Origin of the sequence: Actinoplanes sp. NPDC051346 (assembly GCF_040682215.1) — a bacterium.
In the GTDB taxonomy this organism is placed as follows: domain Bacteria; phylum Actinomycetota; class Actinomycetes; order Mycobacteriales; family Micromonosporaceae; genus Actinoplanes.
This window is the reverse complement of the sequence record NZ_JBFBAJ010000003.1, coordinates 219,287-236,210: the sequence shown is the minus strand read 5'-3', so window position 1 is coordinate 236,210 and position 16,924 is coordinate 219,287. Positions and strand designations below refer to the sequence as shown.

Here is a 16,924-nt window from a genome sequence, read left to right as displayed (position 1 = left end):
ACCGTCAGGTTCTGGCCCACTTCTGGTTGGTGGTGCCGGCGCAGTCCCAGAGCTGGAGCTGGGCGCCGTTGGCGCCGTTCCAGTCCTTGACGTCGACGCACCTCCCGGCTGAGACGTTCACCAGGTCGCCCGCGGCGGAGAGCGTGAACCGCTGCACCGGGTTGCCGTTACAGCCCACCAGTTGGATCGGCGTCCCGTTGGCCGCACCACCACCCGCCGGGTCCATGCACTTTCCCATCGCGCGCAGCGTGCCGTCACTCTGCGGCGCCCACTTCTGCGCGGTGGTGTTGTTGCAATCCCACAGCTGCAACCTCGCGCCGTCCACCGGGTTCGCCGACGGGATGTCGACGCAGCGTCCGCTGAAGGCTGACTTCAGGCCACCGCCGCCGTCGGCGGTCCAGGCCGATACCCGGACGTAGTCGACGAGCATCGTCTGGGGGAACTGGGTGGTGGCGTCCGGGTATCCGGGCCAGTAGCCGCCGACCGCCACGTTCAGAATCATGAAGAAGTTGTGGTCGAACACCCACGGGTCGCCGCCGAGGTTGGCGGGGGTGAGGCGCAGGTACTCGACGCCGTCGAGGAACCAGACGATCAGGCCGGGCGACCAGTCGACGCGGTAGGTGTGGAAGGCGTCGCCGAGCGGGGCACCGATCGTGCGGCCGGCGCCGATGCCCTCGGCACCCGAGTAGCCGGGCCCGTGGACCGTGCCGTGGACCGTGTTGGGCTCCTTGCCGACGTTCTCCATGATGTCGATCTCGCCGGTGGTGGGCCAGGAGCCGCCGCCGAGCATCCAGAACGCCGGCCAGATGCCCTGGCCCTTTCCGATCTTGATGCTGGCCTCGAAGCGGCCGTACGTCTGGCTGAACCTGTCCGCCGTCAGGATCCGGCCGGAGGTGTACTGGCAGGTGCCGTAGTGGCACTGGTAGCCGGCCGGGTTCTCGCGCCGGGCGGTGATGGCGAGGTGACCCTGGCCGTCGTGGCGCACGTTGCTGGTCGAGTTGGTGTAGTACTGCTGCTCGTTGTTGCCCCAACCGCCGCCGCCGATGTCGAACTTCCACTTCGCCGGGTCGATCGGGGTGCCGGCGGCGCCGTTGAACTCCTCGGAGAAGGTGACGCCGCCGATGGCGGCGTGGGCCTCGTCGGTGCGGGAGGTGGCGGCCAGGCCGCCCGCGATGGTTACCGCGACCACGGCCGCGGCGAGCATGGTGCGCATGGGGATGAACCTCCGGGGGAAGAGGTCGTTAATATTATTACGCAGTCTTTACAAATTGACTGTTGTCAGTCAAGGAAGACTGGTACCGGAACCCCCGGAGGCCCCTTTTACTCAGAGTTTTTTGAACAGGCTCACCAAAGTGGTCGGCTCCCAGCCGGGCAGCGACGTGTGCGCCTCGAGGACCCGGTAGTCCTTGCCCTTGAACTTGACGACGTCACCCACCTTGTAGCTGGTGAACGTCTTCCACTGCTTCACTTCGGCCGCGGCGGGCGGCTGCGTCGTGGCCGGGGCGGTCGTCGGCTCCGCCGGCGGCGGCGTGGTGGCCTCGGCCGGCGTGGTGGCCGGCGGCGTGGTGGGCACCTCGGCCGGCGGCGTGGTGGCCTCGGCGGGCGGTGTGGTGGCCTCGGCCGGCGGTGTGGTCTCCTCGGCCGGCGGAGTGGCCTCCTCGTCGAGGGCGTCCACGTCGACGGAGTCCACGACCATCCTCGCGGGCAGATCCGCCTCGCGGGGGTTCGTGATCAGCAGGCTCAGGGTCAGCCGGAACAGCTGGCCGGTGCCGTTCTGCGGCGCGGCCGCCCGCTGCACGACGTCACCGTCGCGCGACAGGGTGACCGAATCCGGCGTCCAGGCGACCGCGTAGGTGTGGAACTCGTCGTCCTCGACCGGGTCGGCGAGCAGGTTGATCGCGGCGGAGTTGCGCCCGGCGCCGAACAGCGCGAACACGGGACGCAGGCCGTCGCCGTCCTCGGGCACCCTGATCCGGGCCTCGACCTGGCCGGAATCGCGGCGGAACATGCTCCGGCTCACGAGCTGGGCCGTGGTGAGCCCGGTGCGGTCACCGTTGCGGGCCGTGATGATCAGGTTGCCGTCACCGTCGAGCCGCGCGTTGCGGGTGCTCTCGCTGAAGGTCAGCCCGGAGCCGGTGCGGCCGGTGTTGAGGAACCACTTCTGCGGGTCGACGGTGCTGCCCTCGCGGCCAGCGAAATCGTCGGAGAACTGCTCCTGGGAGGCGATGGTGGGGATGTTGCGGCGCCACTCGGACGCGTCCGCACTGTCGTTGCGGGTCGGCAGCCAAATAGCGGTAGCCAACCCGGCGGCCGCGACGGCGAGCGTCACGACGAGTCGGGGACGTATCCAGGCAGGCTGGAGCGGCGCGCTGTGTCGCGGCACGGGGGGACCTCCGGTGGGCGGGGGTACTTATGCTTCAGCAGAGACCTAAGAAGATTCCCGTGGAAAGGTCAAGTGCTAATCCGGGAATCCATAAGAACATTCAGCTTTTCTCATTACTCGCCGGTTCGAGATGCGTTGGGTCGTCCCTTCGGTGCCTGATTTGATCTCAGTTGTGTAGGGGAGGAACCGGACGAGAGGTAAAAGCCGCTGCCCACCACGCCGCGGCGTTGCCCCTGTCCCGCTGCCTTGTCGTACGGCGCCGGCAGGCAATTCGTTCACTGCGACTGCGAAATGAGTAGGGTCTGGCCATGACCGAGACCGGTGCGCGGCAGACGCCCCTGTGGCGGGCTATCGCCGTATATCGCATCGCCGCCCTGGTCTACGTGGGGATCCTCGTGGTGCGCAACGTCGGCGTCTACGAGCGGCCGCTCTTCGCGTGGCCGGTGCTCGCGCTGACCGCGGCCTGGACGGTCTTCACCACGTACGCGTACGCCGTGCCGTCCCGCCGCAAGCCGCCACTGCTCGTCGCCGACCTGGTCGTCACGATGGCGGTGATGGCCTCCAGCGCGGTGATCGTCGGACCGGCCGCGCTCAAGGCCGGCGCTCCCACCCTCGCGGTCGCCTGGCATGTCGCCCCGGTCATCGCCTGGGCCGTCGCCGGCGGGCGCCGCTGGGGCATCACCGCGGCGCTCGCGATGGGCGCCACGGACCTCGTCGTGCGCAACCACTACGACCAGGCCGCGTTCACCGGCACGGTGCTGATGCTGCTCGCCGCCCTTGCTGTCGGTTACCTCGTCAGCATTGCCGAGGTCTCCCAGCAGCGGCTCGAGCGCGCCATCCAGCTGGAGGCCGCCACCCGGGAACGCGAACGCCTGGCCCGCGACATCCACGACTCGGTGTTGCAGGTTCTCGCCCTCGTCAAGCGGCGCGGCGCCGGCCTCGACGGGGAGGCGGGCGAGCTGGCCCGGCTCGCCGGCGAACAGGAGGCCGCGCTGCGCATCCTCGTGACCGGGCGGACCGTGGACCTCGCCGACGACCACGCCGACGTCGATCTGATGATGCTGCTCGACCCGTACGCGTCGAACACGGTGTCGGTGGCCGCACCCGCCGGCGCGGTCAGTCTGCCGTCCCGGACCGCCACCGAGCTGGCGGCCGCCGTGGCGGCCGCGCTGGACAACGTGACGAAGCACTGCGAGCCCGGGACGAAGGTGTGGGTCCTCGTCGAGGACGAGCCGGAATCCGTGACCGTCAGCGTGCGGGACGACGGCTGTGGCATCCCGCCCGACCGGCTCGCCGAGGCCGAGTCCCAGGGGCGGCTCGGCGTCGCCCAGTCGATCCGGGGACGCGTGAGCGACCTCGGCGGGACGGTACGCATCACCACCGCACCGGATCAGGGCACCGAGGTCGAGCTGACCGTCCCCCGGGCATCGCTAGGCTGACCGGTGTGGCAGTCAGGGTGATGGTGGTGGATGACCACCCGATGTGGCGCGACGGCGTGGCCCGGGACCTTGCCGCCGCCGGGTACGACGTGGTCGCGACCACCGGCGAGGGTCGGCAGGCCGTCCGCATCGCGGGGGCCGCCCGGCCGGACGTGGTGATCCTCGACCTTCAGCTCCCGGACGTCTCCGGGGTGGAGGTCATCAACGGCCTGCTCGAGGCCGTTCCGGGGGTTCGGGTGCTGATGCTGTCGGCCAGCGGTGAGCAGCAGAGCGTGCTCGACGCGGTGAAGGCGGGAGCCTCCGGCTACCTGCTGAAGTCGGCGGCGCAGGCGGAGTTCCTCGACGCCGTCGGACGGACGGCGGCCGGAGACACCGTCTTCACGCCGGGCCTGGCGGGCCTGGTGCTGGGGGAATTCCGGCGGCTGGCGGTGGAACCCGCCGGGGACGACGCGATGGCGCCCAAGCTGACCGAGCGGGAGACCGAGGTGCTCCGGCTGGTGGCCAAGGGCCTGTCCTATCGGCAGATCGCCGAACGGCTGGTGCTCAGCCATCGCACCGTGCAGAACCACGTGCAGAACACGCTGGGAAAGCTGCAACTGCATAATCGGGTGGAATTAACCCGTTATGCCATCGAAAAAGGCTTGGACTGAGTTTAATGGCCTTCGCTTCGCTCCGGCGGGCGCTGCGCCCCGGAGAGCCTGTGTCGAGAACACCGAAACAGACCACGGCAAAGGGCGCCTAGTCTGTTTCGGCGCCCTCGACACAGGCGGGCGCAGCGCGACCGGGGTTGCGGCTGCACCAGGCCGGTTCACCGGTAGTGCGGGGCGTTTGTCTCGTGCATGGCGGCTTCCTCCGCCGAGGGGCCACCGCCGGCCATGCCCACGTCCTGGGCGATGCTGTCCGGTTCGTCGTCGAAGCCTGAGCCCGCGTCCGGTTCGACGAGGCGGCCCACCGGCCGGGGGACGTCGTCGTCGAGCTGTCCGTCGTCGTACATCGAGATCGCGGAGTGCGGGTCCGAGGTCGGGCTCTCACCCCACACGTCGGCGGCCAGGCGGCGCGCCTCCGGGTCGTCGACGGTCTCGTCGTAGGGCTCGCCGCGGGGCGGGTCTCCCGCGCCGACGTCGGGCATCTCCTGGCGCAGGCGGCGGTCGAGTGACTCGCCCTCCCACTGCTCGTGCGCGGTCTCGCCGAAGTGGTTGGAGCCGCCCGGTCCCACGCCCGCGAGGGCGGCCGGGTCGGGTCCGTCGGCCCAGCGGGTGCTGTCTACCGCGTCGTAGGCGTTCGAATCGTCATCCGCGGTCTCGGGCAGGCCGGACGCCTCAGGATCGGAGACGGCGGTGGGAAAGTCGTTGTCTCGCATATCCGGTGATTACCCCCGGGTGTGCCCTGCCATGCCTGTGGTCTGCACATCTCCGGCCGGGGAGCCGTCGTCCTCGAGGGGATCGTCGCCGTTGAGGCACGCCCACACGACCTTGCCGCCGGGCACGGCGAGGCTGCCCCAGCGGTTCGCGACCGAGTCGATCAACAGCAGGCCGCGGCCGCCGTATGAGGTCACCGGCACCGGACCGCCGGCGAAGCGAGGCAGGGCCGGGGACCGGTCGCGGACCGCCACGCTCATGCGGGAGCCGTGCAGCCCCAGCAGGACCGTCATCTCCGTCCGCGCGTGCGAGACCACGTTGTTGACCATCTCGGTGACGACGATGCACGCGCCCCCGGCGAGGTCGGGCAGCTCCCAGCGGGCACACGCCTCGGTGACCAGCTCCCGGGACCGCCGCGCGGCACCCACCACCGGTTCCAGACCGCTGGACAGGAAGTTCGCGGGGGCGGGGTGGCCGAGGGCCGCGAACGCCTCCTGCGGGCTGGGCCAGATCGGCAGGCCCGTGCCGTGCCAGCCGCGGGTGTCGCAGGCGGCGCAGACCACCACGTGGGCGGAGGGCCAGTCGGCCGTCGCCTGTGCGACGTCGCGCAGCACGGTGACCGCCTCGCTCTCGCGGACGGTCAGGTCGCGCACGTCGACGACGAGCGCCTCGGGCTGGCCGGCGAGCACGTCGAGCACTGCCTCGCCCACGGCGGGAGCGGAGTCGGTGTCGAGCACCCCGGTTAGCCGGACGACCGGATAGGTCTGCCCGCCGTCCACCAGGTGTCGGACCTCGCTCGGCATGATCGCTCCATTGTGCATAACGCGCAGGGCACTCGCATTCTCACGGGCGAGGAAACTTTAGGGTGATTTGCACGAATTTATGGACAAGCGAGGCATGGTCATGTGCCTCGTTGTACCCCGAGGATCGCCGCTCATGCACGCTCAGCGGGCGGCGGGATGCAGGCGCGCCCGCTCGGCCCGACGGCCCGACGACGGCCGGGTCGTCGCGTGGTGGTGCTGCGGTTCGGCGTAGCGCGTCAGGGCGATAACCGCGCCGAGCGTCACCACGAAGCCGACGCCGGCCAGCCACTCGCGCCCGGGATGGATCCGGTCGCCGAGCAGCAGCAGCCCGACGATCGCCGCCGGCACCGCGCCCGCGGCGTCCATCGCGGCCACCGCGGCCGTGGTCGACCCCCGCTGCATGGCCAGACCCAGCAGCAGCTGACCCACGATCGAGTGCGCGACCAGCAGATAGAGCAGCGGGTCGGCGACCAGGTCACCGAAGGACTCCGCCATGGCCAGCGGGCGGGCCGCGATCGCCGCCGCCGAGAACGCGATGCCCGCGAGGGAGCCGAGCACGACGGAACCGAGCGCGCCATGCAGCCGTACCGCGAAAAAGCCCAGCACGGCGATCACCGCGATCGTGACCGCGAGGCCGATCACGCCGGACGTGCCGAGCTGGCGCGAATGCGCCGGCTGCGCCGACAGGACGAGCGCGGTGATGCCACCCAGCAGCAACGTCAGCAGCGCGACCTCCGCGACCGGCAAGGTCCACTTCAGCAGGAGCACGCCGAGCAGCGCCGTCACGCCCAGACCCGCCGCCACGCTCGACTGCACCAGGAACAGGGGCAGGTCACGGCGCGCCAGGAACGCGAGGACGAACCCCAGGACCTGGCAGAACAGCCCCAGGAGATAGGTACGGTGACAAGCGAGCCGGACGAGGAGTTGCGGGTCGAAAGTGTGATGCACGCTCGTGCGCGCCGCCGCGACCGACTGCAGCATGTTCGCCACGCCATACGCGACGATCATCGCTGCGAGAAAGAACCAGCCGGCGGACATCACTGAGCGAGAATAGACCAGCGACGCAGTCCCCCGGAGGACGAACGGTGCGTCAGGCCCGGCCGCGGGCCAGCCGGTCGAGAATCTTCTCGTGCAGGTGCCCGTTGGACGCGATGGAGCTGCCGTCGCCGGGCGCGCGCTGCCCGGCCAGGTCGGTGAAGCTGCCGCCGGCCTCGGTGACGATCGGGATCAGCGCGGCCACGTCCCACAGCGAGAGCTCCGGCTCGACCATGACGTCGAGGGCACCCTCGGCGAGCAGCATGTAGCCGTAGAAGTCGCCGTAGGCCCGGCTGCGCCAGCTGTCGCGCATGAGGCCGAGCATCGGCTCCAGATATCCGCCCTCCTCCCAGCTCGGCAGGCTGGAGTAGCAGAAGCTGGCGTCGCCGAGCTTGCGGACCGCGGAGACGGACAGCCGGGTGGCGGCGTGCTGGTGCTTGCCCGCGTACGCGCCGTGGCCGAGCGCGCCCCACCAGCGGCGGCCGAGCGCGGGCGCCGAGACGAGCCCCGCGACCGGCCGCTCGCCCTCCATGAGCGCGATGAGGGTGCCCCAGATCGGCACGCCGCGGATGAAGTTCTTGGTGCCGTCGATCGGGTCGATGACCCAGTGCCGCTTTCCGGCCCCGGCCGGCGCGGTGGAGTTGCCGAACTCCTCGCCGATCACGCCGTCGCGCGGCCGCGCCCGGGCCAGCGTCGATCGGATCGCCTGCTCGACCGCGGTGTCGGCGTCCGAGACCGGCGTGAGGTCCGGCTTGGACTCGACGCGCAGGTCCAGGGCCCGGAACCGGGCCATGGAGATCGAGTCGGCGGTGTCGGCCAGCAGGTGGGCGAGCGCGAGGTCGTCGGCGTACGAAACCATGCGGGCACGCTAGCCGATCAACCGCCGGGCGCGGGATCTCGCTCGGCCTGGTCGCGGACGTCCAGCTCGCCGGCGCGGCTGCTCAACAGCCGACGGTACGACGCGAGCCGGCGCTGATCGGCCTTACCGTCCGCCACCCAGGCGTCGAGCGTGCAGTCGACGTCCGCGGCCGTGTGCCCGCAGTTGGGCGGGCAGTCGACCGTGCCCTCGACCAGGTCGGGGAAGCCGTGCAGCAGGCTCTCCGCGCTCACGTGCGCCAGCCCGAAGCTGCGGATCCCGGGCGTGTCGATGATCCAGCCGGGGTCGCCCTTCTTCCGGACCCGGGGCAGGCGCAGCGCGACAGCGCTGGTCGAGGTGTGCCGCCCCTTGCCGACCGCGCTGACCACGCCGACCGCCCGCAGGGCGTCCGGGACCAGTCGGTTGACCAGCGTCGACTTGCCGACGCCGGAGTGACCGACAAGCACCGAGATGCGGTCGGCGAGGTGCTCGCGCAGCTCGCTCAGGTCGCTGTCCGGCCCGACCAGCACATAGGGCAGGTCGAGCTCCGCGTAGTAGTCGAGCACCGGGGCGGGGCCGGCGAGGTCGGCCTTGGTCAGGCACAGCAGCGGTTCGACGCCCGCGTCGTACGCGGCGACCAGGCACCGGTCGATGAAGCCCGTGCGCGGCGGCGGGTCGGCCAGCGCGCTGACGATCACCAGTTGGTCGGCATTGGCCACGACGACGCGTTCGAGCCGGCCCTCGGGCGTGGTGTCGTCGTCGTCCGCCGTGCGGCGCAGCACGGAGGTGCGCTCGGAGATGCGCACGATGCGAGCCAGTGCGCCTGGCGCCGCCGAGACGTCGCCCACCAGCGCCACGCGGTCTCCGACGACGACCGACTTGCGGCCGAGCTCGCGGGCGCGCATCGCGGTGATGACCTCGTCCTCGCTCTCCGCCTCCTCGCGGACACAGCCGTAACGGCCCCGGTCGACGGTGATCACCAGCGCGCTGACAGCGTCCTCGTGCTTGGGGCGGGTGCGGGTACGCGGGCGGGACGACCGGCCTGGACGGACCCGGACGTCGTCCTCGTCGTACTCCCGTTTGCGTGCCGGCAGCTTCAGCTCCCTGTCACCAGGCCGGCCCAGAGCTCGGGGAACTCGGGCAGCGTCTTGGACGTACACGCTACGTCGGTGAGGTCGACCCCCTCGATCGCCAGGCCGATCACCGCCGCGGCGTGCGCCATCCGGTGGTCGGCGTAGGTCTCGAAGGTGGCCGCCCGCAGCGGTTGGGGGGTGATCTCCAGGCCGTCGGGGTGTTCCACCACCCCGGCGCCGACCTTGGTCAACTCGCGGGCGAGCGCGGCGATGCGGTCGGTCTCGTGGCCGCGGATGTGCGCCACACCGCGCAGCGAGGACGGCGAGTCGGCCAGCGCGGCCAGGGCGGCGACGACCGGGGTCAGCTCGCTGACCTCCGACAGGTCGGCGTCGATGCCACGCAGCGTGCCGGTGCCCCGCACGGTTAGCCCGTCGTCGCCCTGGCTCACCTCGGCGCCGAGCCCGGTGAGCAGTTCGCTGAGGGCGCCGACCGGCTGCCAGCTGTCGCGGGGCCAGCCGGCCAGCGTCACCGCCCCACCGGTGACCATGGCGGCGGCGAAGAACGGCGCGGCTCCGGAGAGGTCGGGCTCGATCTGCCAGGTCCGTCCGCTCAGGGTGCCGGGCTCGACGGCCCAGACGTCCGGCTCGCTCTCGTCGACGACGGCCCCGGCCGCCCGCAGCATGTGGGTGGTCATCCGCAGGTGCGGCGCCGACGGCACGGGCGGTCCCTCGTGCCGCAGCGTCAGACCCTTGACGAAGCGTGGCGCCGACAGCAGCAGGCCGGACACGAACTGGCTGGAGGCCGAGGCGTCGATGACGGCCGGACCGCCCTCGACCATGCCGGTGCCCCGCACGACGAGCGGCAGGCCGCCCTGGGGAGAGGAGTCGATGTCGACGCCGAGGGAGCGCAACGCCTCCACGATGGGTCGCTGCGGACGGTTGCGGGCGTGGGGATCGCCGTCGAAGGTGACCGTGCCCTCGGCCAGCGCGGCCACCGGTGGCGCGAATCGCATGACGGTGCCGGACAGGCCGACGTCGATCGCGGCGGGACCCCGTAGCGGTCCGGGCCGGACCGGCCAGACGTCCGCGCTGGACACGTCGATGCCGGCGCCGAGCGCCCGCAGGCCGTCGGCCATCAGCGTGGTATCTCGGGCGCGCAGCGGGCGGTGGATCTCGGAGGGGCCGTCGGCGAGGGCGCTGAGCACCAGGGCCCGCGCCGTCATCGACTTGGAGCCGGGCAGCCGCACGGTCGCGGCGACGGGCCTCGTGGCGATGGGCGCGGTCCAGGGTCGGACTTCTGCGGTCACGGGACCCATTCTGCCGGTCGGGTATGACAAGTGGTGCGCGCGGCCCGTCCGGGGCCGTAGGGGACAGCGGGCACACCGGTACCGGGCGTAGGGTCTGGCGCATGTGTGGGCGTTACGCGACGACGAAGAGCGAGGCCGATCTGGGCCTGCTCTTCGACGCTGTCGCCGTGGCCGAGGCGCCGCCCGCGAGCTGGAACGTCGCGCCGACCGACCCCGTGCCGGTGATCCGCGTGTCGCAGCGGCACGACGGCCGCGTGGTCGACACCGCCCGCTGGGGCCTGGTGCCGCCCTGGGCGACCGACCCGCGCGCCGGAGCCAGGATGATCAACGCCAGGTCCGAAACCGTGGCCACGTCCCCGGCGTTCGCGCCGTCCTTCCAGCGCCGCCGGTGTCTGGTGCCGGCCGACGGCTGGTACGAGTGGGTGCGCACCGGCAAGCAGCGCCAGGCCTACTACATGACCCCGCGCGACTCCTCGGTGCTGGCCTTCGCCGGAGTGTGGACGATGTGGCGTGCCGAGACCCTTACCTGCAGCGTGCTCACCGCCGCGGCGGCGGGCGGGCTCGCGGCGGTGCACGACCGCATGCCGCTGTTCCTGCCGCGCGATCGCTGGGCGGCGTGGTTGGCCGGCGGCGGGGATGCCGGCGAGCTGCTCCGGCCGCTGTCCGAGGCGGAGCTGGAAGCGGTCGAGGTGCGGGCCGTGGGCCCGGATGTCGGCAACGTCCGCAACAACGGCGCGGAGCTGACGGCCCCGGTCCAGGTCTCGGTTCCCCAGGAGGAGTCGACGCTCTTCTGAGCGCCTCCGAAAGATCGCCGCGTGACGAATCGTGACCATTGGTTTGCCCCGTAATCGGGGTATATGGACCGCGAAAAATTGTGCAGACATAGATAAGACCCTTGTTCTGATCTTGCTCCGTGCGATAGAAACCAGCGCCGGTGTGGCGGCGGTGCGCATGGTGCGGGCCGCGTCGCCACAGCTTTACCGGTACCCACGGGGGAGGTGGGCTGATGACACGTGCTCGAATGCCGCGTCCACATGAAGTTGCCATCGCACGGCGGGACCCGAGGCTGCTCGGGGCCATCCGGGGGCGCAGGTCCGACGAGGCCTGGCGCACCAGAGGCGCCTGTCGAACGGTGGATCCGGAAACATTTTTCCCGGCTCCGAACGAGCCCTCCGAGGGCGCGGTAGCGCTCTGCGGCACCTGCGACGTCCAAGGCCCCTGCCTCGCGTGGGCATTGCAGGTGGGCGACTGTCACGGGGTCTGGGGCGGCACCACCGCGCGGGAACGCCGCGCGATGCTCATCGCCTGGCGGGAGCGGGTGCAGCCGGACGGTGAGCCGGTCGACGACGGGCCGGATGAGAAAGATCGCCGCCTGCTCACCTTGGAGCCGGTCAGCCGGTAACCATGGGAGCTGTGCGCAGCTTCTCCATCGATACGCCGCGCGGACCGGCGCGGATCCGGCTCACGGACCCCGCCGGCTCGCCGCTCAGTCTGCTCGTCCTCGGCCACGGCGCCGGCGGTGACGTCGACGCGCCCGACCTGACGGCGGTGCACGACGTGGCGGTCGCCGGCGGCGTCCGGGTCGCGCTGGTCACGCAGCCCTACCGGGTGGCGGGCCGGCGGGCCCCGGCGCCCGCCGGCCACCTCGACGAGGCGTGGACCGCCGTCCTGGGCGAGCTCGCCGACCCCGCCCTCCCGCTGATCGTCGGCGGCCGCTCCAGCGGGGCGCGGGTCGCCTGCCGTACGGCGCGGGCGCTCGGCGCCGCCGGCGTGCTGGCCCTGGCGTTCCCGCTGCACCCGCCCGGCAAGCCCGAGCGCAGCCGGTCCGACGAATTGCCCACCGGGCTGCCGGTGTTGGCCGTCAACGGCGACCGTGACCCCTTCGGCGTGCCCGAGGCCGCCGGCACGGTCGAGGTCGCCGTACGCCCGGGGGCCGTGCACGACCTGCGCAAGGATCTTCCCGGCACCGCCGAGGTCGTGGTCGGGTGGCTGCGCCGGCACGGCTGGGCGAGGTAGGTCGGAATGCGGACACCCGTGGTCGGCGTTGCACCACCCGGTGAAGCGATTCGTCGGAAGGGGTACCACGTGCGAGGCGGAACCGAGTTCGTCGAGCGGGAAGGTCAGCAGTCCCGCAGGATGCGGCACCTGCTGCGCTCGCCGGAGTGGCCCGCGGTGTCGCCGCCGCCCGTCCCCCCATCGGTGAGCGTGAGCACACCAGCGGTTTTCGAATCTGCGGATGGGGCACTCCCCGTATCCTCGGCAAGGCAGTCGAGGGGAGAGATGCGGGTGACGCCGACAGAGCGGGTCGAACGGAGCGGACGCGGAGAGCGGACCGACGAGCGCCGAGCGCGCTTCGAACGGGACGCGCTGCCGTTCGTCGACCAGTTGTACGCCGCGGGCCTGCGCATGACGCGCAATCCCGCCGATGCCGAGGATCTGGTGCAGGAGACGTTCCTCAAGGCGTTCTCCGCCTTCCACCAGTTCGAGGAGGGCACCAACCTCAAGGCCTGGCTGTACCGGATCCTGACCAACACCTACATCAACTCGTACCGGCGCAAGCAGCGGCAGCCCGTGCAAGCTCCGACCGAGGAGATCTCGGACTGGCAGCTCGCGTCGAGCGAGTCACACACGTCCGCGGGCCTGCGCTCGGCCGAGACCGAGGCGCTGGACCGGCTGCCCGACAGCGACATCAAGGACGCGCTGCAACAGCTGCCCGAGGAGTTCCGTCTGGCCGTCTACCTCGCCGATGTCGAGGGTTTCTCGTACAAGGAGATCGCCGACATCATGGGTACGCCGATCGGCACGGTCATGTCCCGGCTCCACCGCGGCCGGCGCAACCTGCGCAAGCTGCTCGAGCGGTACGCCGCCGATCGGGGGATCACCCGCAGCTCCGGCACGCCCGCGGCACAGGAGGCGTGAGCGACGTGAGCGACGAGGACCACAAGACCGACTGCAGCGTCGTCATCAGCGAGGTCTACCTCTACCTCGACCTCGAATGCAGCGACGAACGACGGCGACTGATCCAGAAGCACCTGGACGACTGTTCCGACTGCCTGCGCGAATACGGCATCGAGCACGAGGTGAAGGCGCTGGTCGCCCGGTGCTGCGGTGACGAGACCGCGCCCCGGGAACTGCGCGAGCGGCTCAAGCACAAGCTCAGCGAGTACGTGGTCGAGGTCGAGAGCCACGAGTACCTGCCCTGAGCATCGCCTGACACGCGAGAAGGGCCCGCAGCGAGCGCTGCGGGCCCTTCTTTGTCACTCCCCGGCTCAGGAGTTGGGACGCTTGCCGTGGTTGGCGGAGCTCTTCTTACGGGCCTTCTTCTTACGGGCCTTCTTGGCCATGTCGTTCTCCTGTCGTCGTGCGGGCTCCCGACGGCGAGGCGGCCGTGGGTACGTCCAACCCGCCGATCGTAGACGCCCGCGCGACGTCGGACCGCGCGCCCCATATGTGCCCGCGAGCGAATCATGATTGGATACCGTTCGAGCGACAGCGCCGACGAGAGGACAAACACCATGGCCGACGAGATCCGTGCCGAGATGGTGGCCAATGTGTGGAAGGTCGTGGCCGCGGCCGGCGCCGAGGTCGAGGAGGGCGACACGCTGGTGATCCTCGAATCCATGAAGATGGAGATCCCGGTGCTCGCCGAGTCGGACGGCGTCGTGGCTCAGCTCGCCGTCAACGAGGGCGACGTGGTCCAGGAAGGCGACCTGATCGCCGTCATCGAGTAGCGGCGGCAGTCAGGGCCCGGCGGCGGTCAGCGGCCGGAGAGCCAGCGCCGTAGGCGCCCCGCCCGCCGGTTCCGCTGCCGCGGAATCAGCGGGAGGCCGGCGCGCTCCTCCGCCTGGATGATCGCCGATGCCCGCTCCCGGGCCTCCGGTGGCAGGTTCGGGGTCGCCAGCGCCAGATGGGCGAGCGACCAGGCCAGGGCTGCCGAGCCCGCCGCGTCGTCGAGGCGGCGGCTCATCAGGTTGGCCACGTCCGATCGCGCCGCTGGGTCGACCCAGGCGTAGGTGACCAGGGCGAACAGGGCCGCCTCGGTGATTCGGTCGAGGCCGCCCTTGGCGAGGTCCACCAGCAGCCGGCGCCGGGCGGAGAACGGCCACGGCTCCTCCGTGCGGTGGTGCAGCAGCCCCAGACAGGCCCAGACCTGGGCGCAGCGGCGCCACAGGCCGGGATCGTGGGCGGCGAGCGCCCGACCCACCTCGTCGTCCGGCGCCGCCGGTGGATCGGCGATGAGCGCCAGCAGATCCTGCGGGTCGACCAGGACCAGACCCAGAGCCGCGTCGTAGGCGGCCGGAGGATGCGGCCAGAGCGGATGGGCCGCCCGGTGCAGGCGCTCCACCGCGGCGGTTGTCGCACGGCCCGCCGCGAAGGGCTCACGGGCCGGATCGGGCGGTGCGTCGGGCCCCGACGGCACGCGGCTGAGCCACGGTTGGTCCGCGCAGCATTCCGCGAGATCCGAGTGCTCGTGCGTGTCGTCGAAATGATCGCGTTGGAAGTCCGCGAGGCGGACCAGGTGGGCCAGATCGCCGTCGGACCGATAGCGCAGGCGATATCCGGTGTGCACCGCGCAGTCGTCGTCGGGATTCTTGGCCAGGGCGCGGTCGATCCAGTCCAGGGCGTCGTCCAACCGGCCGTGGTCGGCGAGGGTGCCCGCGATGTCGGCGTACACGGAGAGGTCGTCGGGGTCGTACATCACCGCGCGGCGCAGGGCGGCCAGGGACTCCGGGATGCGGTCCGCGCTGCGGTAGGCGTACCCGAGCCAGATCTCCGCGAGTTTCGACGGCCGTAGGCGGGCGCCCTGGGCCGCCCAGCGCACCGCCTGCTCCGCCTCGCCGAGCCGGCGCGCCAGCGCCGAGCCGGCGCCGAGCAGCATCGCGTGGTCGCTGTGTGCCCGCACCGCGTGCCCGACGAGCGTCAGGTAGGGCCGCAGGGCCGCCCGGTCCGGTTCGGGCGTCGGGTCGCCGACCGTCGTGCACAGCTGCATGACGATCCGGGCGAGCAGTCCGGGCTCCATCCGGGCGCCCAGTTCCGGGTCACTGACCCAGGGCACGCCGGCCCAGTCGACTCCGGGGGTGTGCCCGCTGGCCGCCGCGAGCAGGGGCAGGCCGTCCTCGGGCCGGCCCGCCGCGGCGAGCAGGTGGGCGCGGGCGACGACCGTGCCCACGAAGGCGTGTTGTTCCAGCGGGAAGAGCTCCAGGCCGCCGTCCGCGCGGGTGGCCAGCCGGCCGAGCAGCTCATGGATCTCCGGCAGGGTTGGCGCATGCGCGATCGCGCCGGCCAGGTGGTCGGCGGCATGGTGCACCTCGCCGCGCTCGAACGCGGCACGCGCCCGTTCGAGATCGCGGTCGGCGGAGCGCCGGGAGTCGTCCATGGCCAAGCCTTCCTCATCGCGCGGGCGGTCGAGGCCTGCGGTGCCGGGCCTCGCGCGCGTCGATGGCACGTGGTATGCCACCGACGCGAAGCCTAGGCGACGGCGCTCGATATGTCAGTCCTGCAAGCCTGCGCAGTACTGCTCATTCCGTTGCGTTTTCCCGAGAAAAAGTGCAAGACTGCGCACCGTACGAGCGTGAGTGCGCATCTTGGGAGGATCAGTGACGCAGCGAGGCCAGGGCATGGCGGCCGACATCGCCGAGCAGCCGGCCGGGTACTCCCGGCTGCTCGACGGCGAGCCGGCGGCGGCGATCGCGGAAGTGGCCGCCCGGATCGCCGAGCAGCGGCCCAAGCACGTCGTCTTCGTCGGACGGGGAACCTCCGACCACGCCGCCCTCTACGGCGCGTACCTCACGGAGATCCGCCTCGGCATCCCGGTCGGGCTCGCCTCACCCAGCGCGATCACGCTCTACGGCGCCCGGCCCGATCTCGCCGGCGCGCTCGTGGTCGGCGTCAGCCAGAGCGGCGGCTCGCCGGACCTCACCGAGGTGCTCAAAGTCGCCCGGGAGAGTGGTGCCGTCACCCTCGCGGTGACGAACAACCCCGCCTCGTCGCTCGCCACCACCGCCGAGCTCTCGATCGACATCGCCGCCGGGCACGAGCGCGCGGTCGCCGCCACCAAGTCCTACACCGCCGAGCTGTTGACGCTGCTGCTGCTGGTGGAGGGCGTACGCAACGGGGACGGGCGGCCGAGCGCCGACGAGCGCGCCGCGCTGGAGAAGCTGCCGAAGCTCGCCGAGGAGACGCTGGCCGAGCGGGGCTCCGACGAGCTCGCCCAGCGCTACCGCTTCGCGTCGCGGATGGTCACCACCGGTCGCGGGTACGCGTACCCGACGGCCCGCGAGACCGCCCTGAAGCTGATGGAGACCTCGTACCTGCCGGCGCTCGCCTTCTCCGGCGCCGACCTGCTGCACGGTCCGCTCGCCATGACCGACCCGGACGTGCCGGTGCTCGCGGTCGTCGGCGGCGGCCCCGGCGGCGCCTCGATGGCCGACGTGGTGAACCGGCTCGGCGAGCGCCGCGCCGACGTGGTGACGATCGGGGCCCACGACATCGCCGGTGCGGCCGGCCGGCTGGCCGTGCCCGAGGTCGACGAGCGTTATGCCCCGCTGCTCGACATCCTGCCGCTGCAAAAGCTCGCGCTGGCACTGGCGCTCGCCCGCGGCGAGGACCCGGACGCACCGCGCGGCCTGAAGAAGATCACCGCCACCCTCTGACCGTCCGGGGCCGAACG

The 16,924-nt window shown here is 71.6% G+C and carries 18 protein-coding genes; 9 read left to right on the top strand and 9 right to left on the bottom strand.

Going from position 1 to position 16,924, the window contains the following annotated elements; genetic code table 11:
• Positions 1 to 4 precede the first annotated feature (4 nt).
• Together AB0M36_RS09435 and AB0M36_RS09430 are read right to left on the bottom strand one after the other, a co-directional pair.
• Positions 5 to 1,213: a family 16 glycosylhydrolase gene (locus AB0M36_RS09435; protein WP_364154832.1), complete on the bottom strand. Its 1,209-nt coding sequence runs from the start codon at positions 1,211 to 1,213 to the stop codon at positions 5 to 7.
• 111 nt (positions 1,214 to 1,324) lie between these two features.
• Positions 1,325 to 2,383: a carbohydrate-binding protein gene (locus AB0M36_RS09430; RefSeq protein ID WP_364154829.1), complete on the bottom strand. Its 1,059-nt coding sequence runs from the start codon at positions 2,381 to 2,383 to the stop codon at positions 1,325 to 1,327.
• Positions 2,384 to 2,691: 308 nt separating this feature from the next.
• Between AB0M36_RS09430 and AB0M36_RS09425 the strand changes: the two genes are divergently transcribed.
• Positions 2,692 to 3,822, top strand: coding sequence for a DUF5931 domain-containing protein (locus AB0M36_RS09425; RefSeq protein WP_364154827.1), 1,131 nt, complete (start codon positions 2,692 to 2,694; stop codon positions 3,820 to 3,822).
• Positions 3,823 to 3,842: 20 nt separating this feature from the next.
• Complete coding sequence (locus tag AB0M36_RS09420; protein WP_364155412.1) at positions 3,843 to 4,472, top strand: response regulator transcription factor; 630 nt, start codon at positions 3,843 to 3,845, stop codon at positions 4,470 to 4,472.
• Between the two features lie 158 nt (positions 4,473 to 4,630).
• Here AB0M36_RS09420 and AB0M36_RS09415 read toward each other — a convergent pair whose 3' ends face one another.
• The 6 genes from AB0M36_RS09415 to aroA all read right to left on the bottom strand — a co-directional run bounded on the left by AB0M36_RS09415 (position 4,631) and on the right by aroA (position 10,263).
• Positions 4,631 to 5,182 carry a DUF5709 domain-containing protein gene (locus AB0M36_RS09415; protein ID WP_364154825.1) on the bottom strand — a complete coding sequence of 184 codons (552 nt, stop codon included), beginning with the start codon at positions 5,180 to 5,182 and terminating at the stop codon, positions 4,631 to 4,633.
• A 9-nt stretch (positions 5,183 to 5,191) separates the two neighbouring features.
• Positions 5,192 to 5,983 (bottom strand): ATP-binding protein, encoded by a 792-nt coding sequence (locus AB0M36_RS09410; protein ID WP_364154822.1) that lies wholly within the window; start codon positions 5,981 to 5,983, stop codon positions 5,192 to 5,194.
• Positions 5,984 to 6,124: 141 nt separating this feature from the next.
• Complete coding sequence (locus AB0M36_RS09405) at positions 6,125 to 6,991, bottom strand: hypothetical protein (RefSeq protein WP_364155411.1); 867 nt, start codon at positions 6,989 to 6,991, stop codon at positions 6,125 to 6,127.
• Between the two features lie 82 nt (positions 6,992 to 7,073).
• Positions 7,074 to 7,877, bottom strand: a complete 804-nt coding sequence (hisN, locus tag AB0M36_RS09400; RefSeq protein WP_364154819.1) for a histidinol-phosphatase — start codon at positions 7,875 to 7,877, stop codon at positions 7,074 to 7,076.
• Positions 7,878 to 7,894: 17 nt separating this feature from the next.
• Positions 7,895 to 8,998: a ribosome small subunit-dependent GTPase A gene (gene rsgA, locus AB0M36_RS09395; RefSeq protein WP_364155410.1), complete on the bottom strand. Its 1,104-nt coding sequence runs from the start codon at positions 8,996 to 8,998 to the stop codon at positions 7,895 to 7,897.
• The gene (gene aroA, locus AB0M36_RS09390) at positions 8,971 to 10,263 is read right to left on the bottom strand and encodes a 3-phosphoshikimate 1-carboxyvinyltransferase (protein WP_364154816.1); all 1,293 of its coding nucleotides are present in this window, start codon (positions 10,261 to 10,263) and stop codon (positions 8,971 to 8,973) included. The genes rsgA and aroA overlap by 28 nt, the downstream gene beginning before the upstream one ends.
• Before the next feature lie 92 nt (positions 10,264 to 10,355).
• Between aroA and AB0M36_RS09385 the strand changes: the two genes are divergently transcribed.
• From AB0M36_RS09385 to AB0M36_RS09360, 6 genes are all read left to right on the top strand, one after another.
• A complete protein-coding gene (locus AB0M36_RS09385; RefSeq protein WP_364154813.1) occupies positions 10,356 to 11,048 on the top strand; it encodes an SOS response-associated peptidase in 693 nt (230 codons plus the stop codon).
• Between the two features lie 212 nt (positions 11,049 to 11,260).
• Positions 11,261 to 11,656, top strand: coding sequence for a WhiB family transcriptional regulator (locus AB0M36_RS09380; RefSeq protein ID WP_364154811.1), 396 nt, complete (start codon positions 11,261 to 11,263; stop codon positions 11,654 to 11,656).
• Positions 11,657 to 11,658: 2 nt separating this feature from the next.
• Positions 11,659 to 12,270, top strand: a complete 612-nt coding sequence (locus tag AB0M36_RS09375) for an alpha/beta family hydrolase (RefSeq protein ID WP_364154809.1) — start codon at positions 11,659 to 11,661, stop codon at positions 12,268 to 12,270.
• Between the two features lie 69 nt (positions 12,271 to 12,339).
• A complete protein-coding gene (locus AB0M36_RS09370; RefSeq protein ID WP_364154806.1) occupies positions 12,340 to 13,173 on the top strand; it encodes a sigma-70 family RNA polymerase sigma factor in 834 nt (277 codons plus the stop codon).
• A gap of 5 nt (positions 13,174 to 13,178) precedes the next feature.
• Complete coding sequence (rsrA, locus tag AB0M36_RS09365) at positions 13,179 to 13,457, top strand: mycothiol system anti-sigma-R factor (RefSeq protein ID WP_364155409.1); 279 nt, start codon at positions 13,179 to 13,181, stop codon at positions 13,455 to 13,457.
• 312 nt (positions 13,458 to 13,769) lie between these two features.
• Positions 13,770 to 13,985, top strand: a complete 216-nt coding sequence (locus tag AB0M36_RS09360; protein ID WP_071808679.1) for a biotin/lipoyl-binding carrier protein — start codon at positions 13,770 to 13,772, stop codon at positions 13,983 to 13,985.
• Positions 13,986 to 14,011: 26 nt separating this feature from the next.
• Here the strand turns inward: AB0M36_RS09360 and AB0M36_RS09355 are convergent, their stop codons facing one another.
• Positions 14,012 to 15,631 (bottom strand): tetratricopeptide repeat protein, encoded by a 1,620-nt coding sequence (locus AB0M36_RS09355; protein WP_364154804.1) that lies wholly within the window; start codon positions 15,629 to 15,631, stop codon positions 14,012 to 14,014.
• Positions 15,632 to 15,872: 241 nt separating this feature from the next.
• Here AB0M36_RS09355 and AB0M36_RS09350 point away from each other — a divergent pair, with 241 nt between their 5' ends.
• Positions 15,873 to 16,907, top strand: coding sequence for an SIS domain-containing protein (locus AB0M36_RS09350; protein WP_364155407.1), 1,035 nt, complete (start codon positions 15,873 to 15,875; stop codon positions 16,905 to 16,907).
• Positions 16,908 to 16,924: the final 17 nt, after the last annotated feature.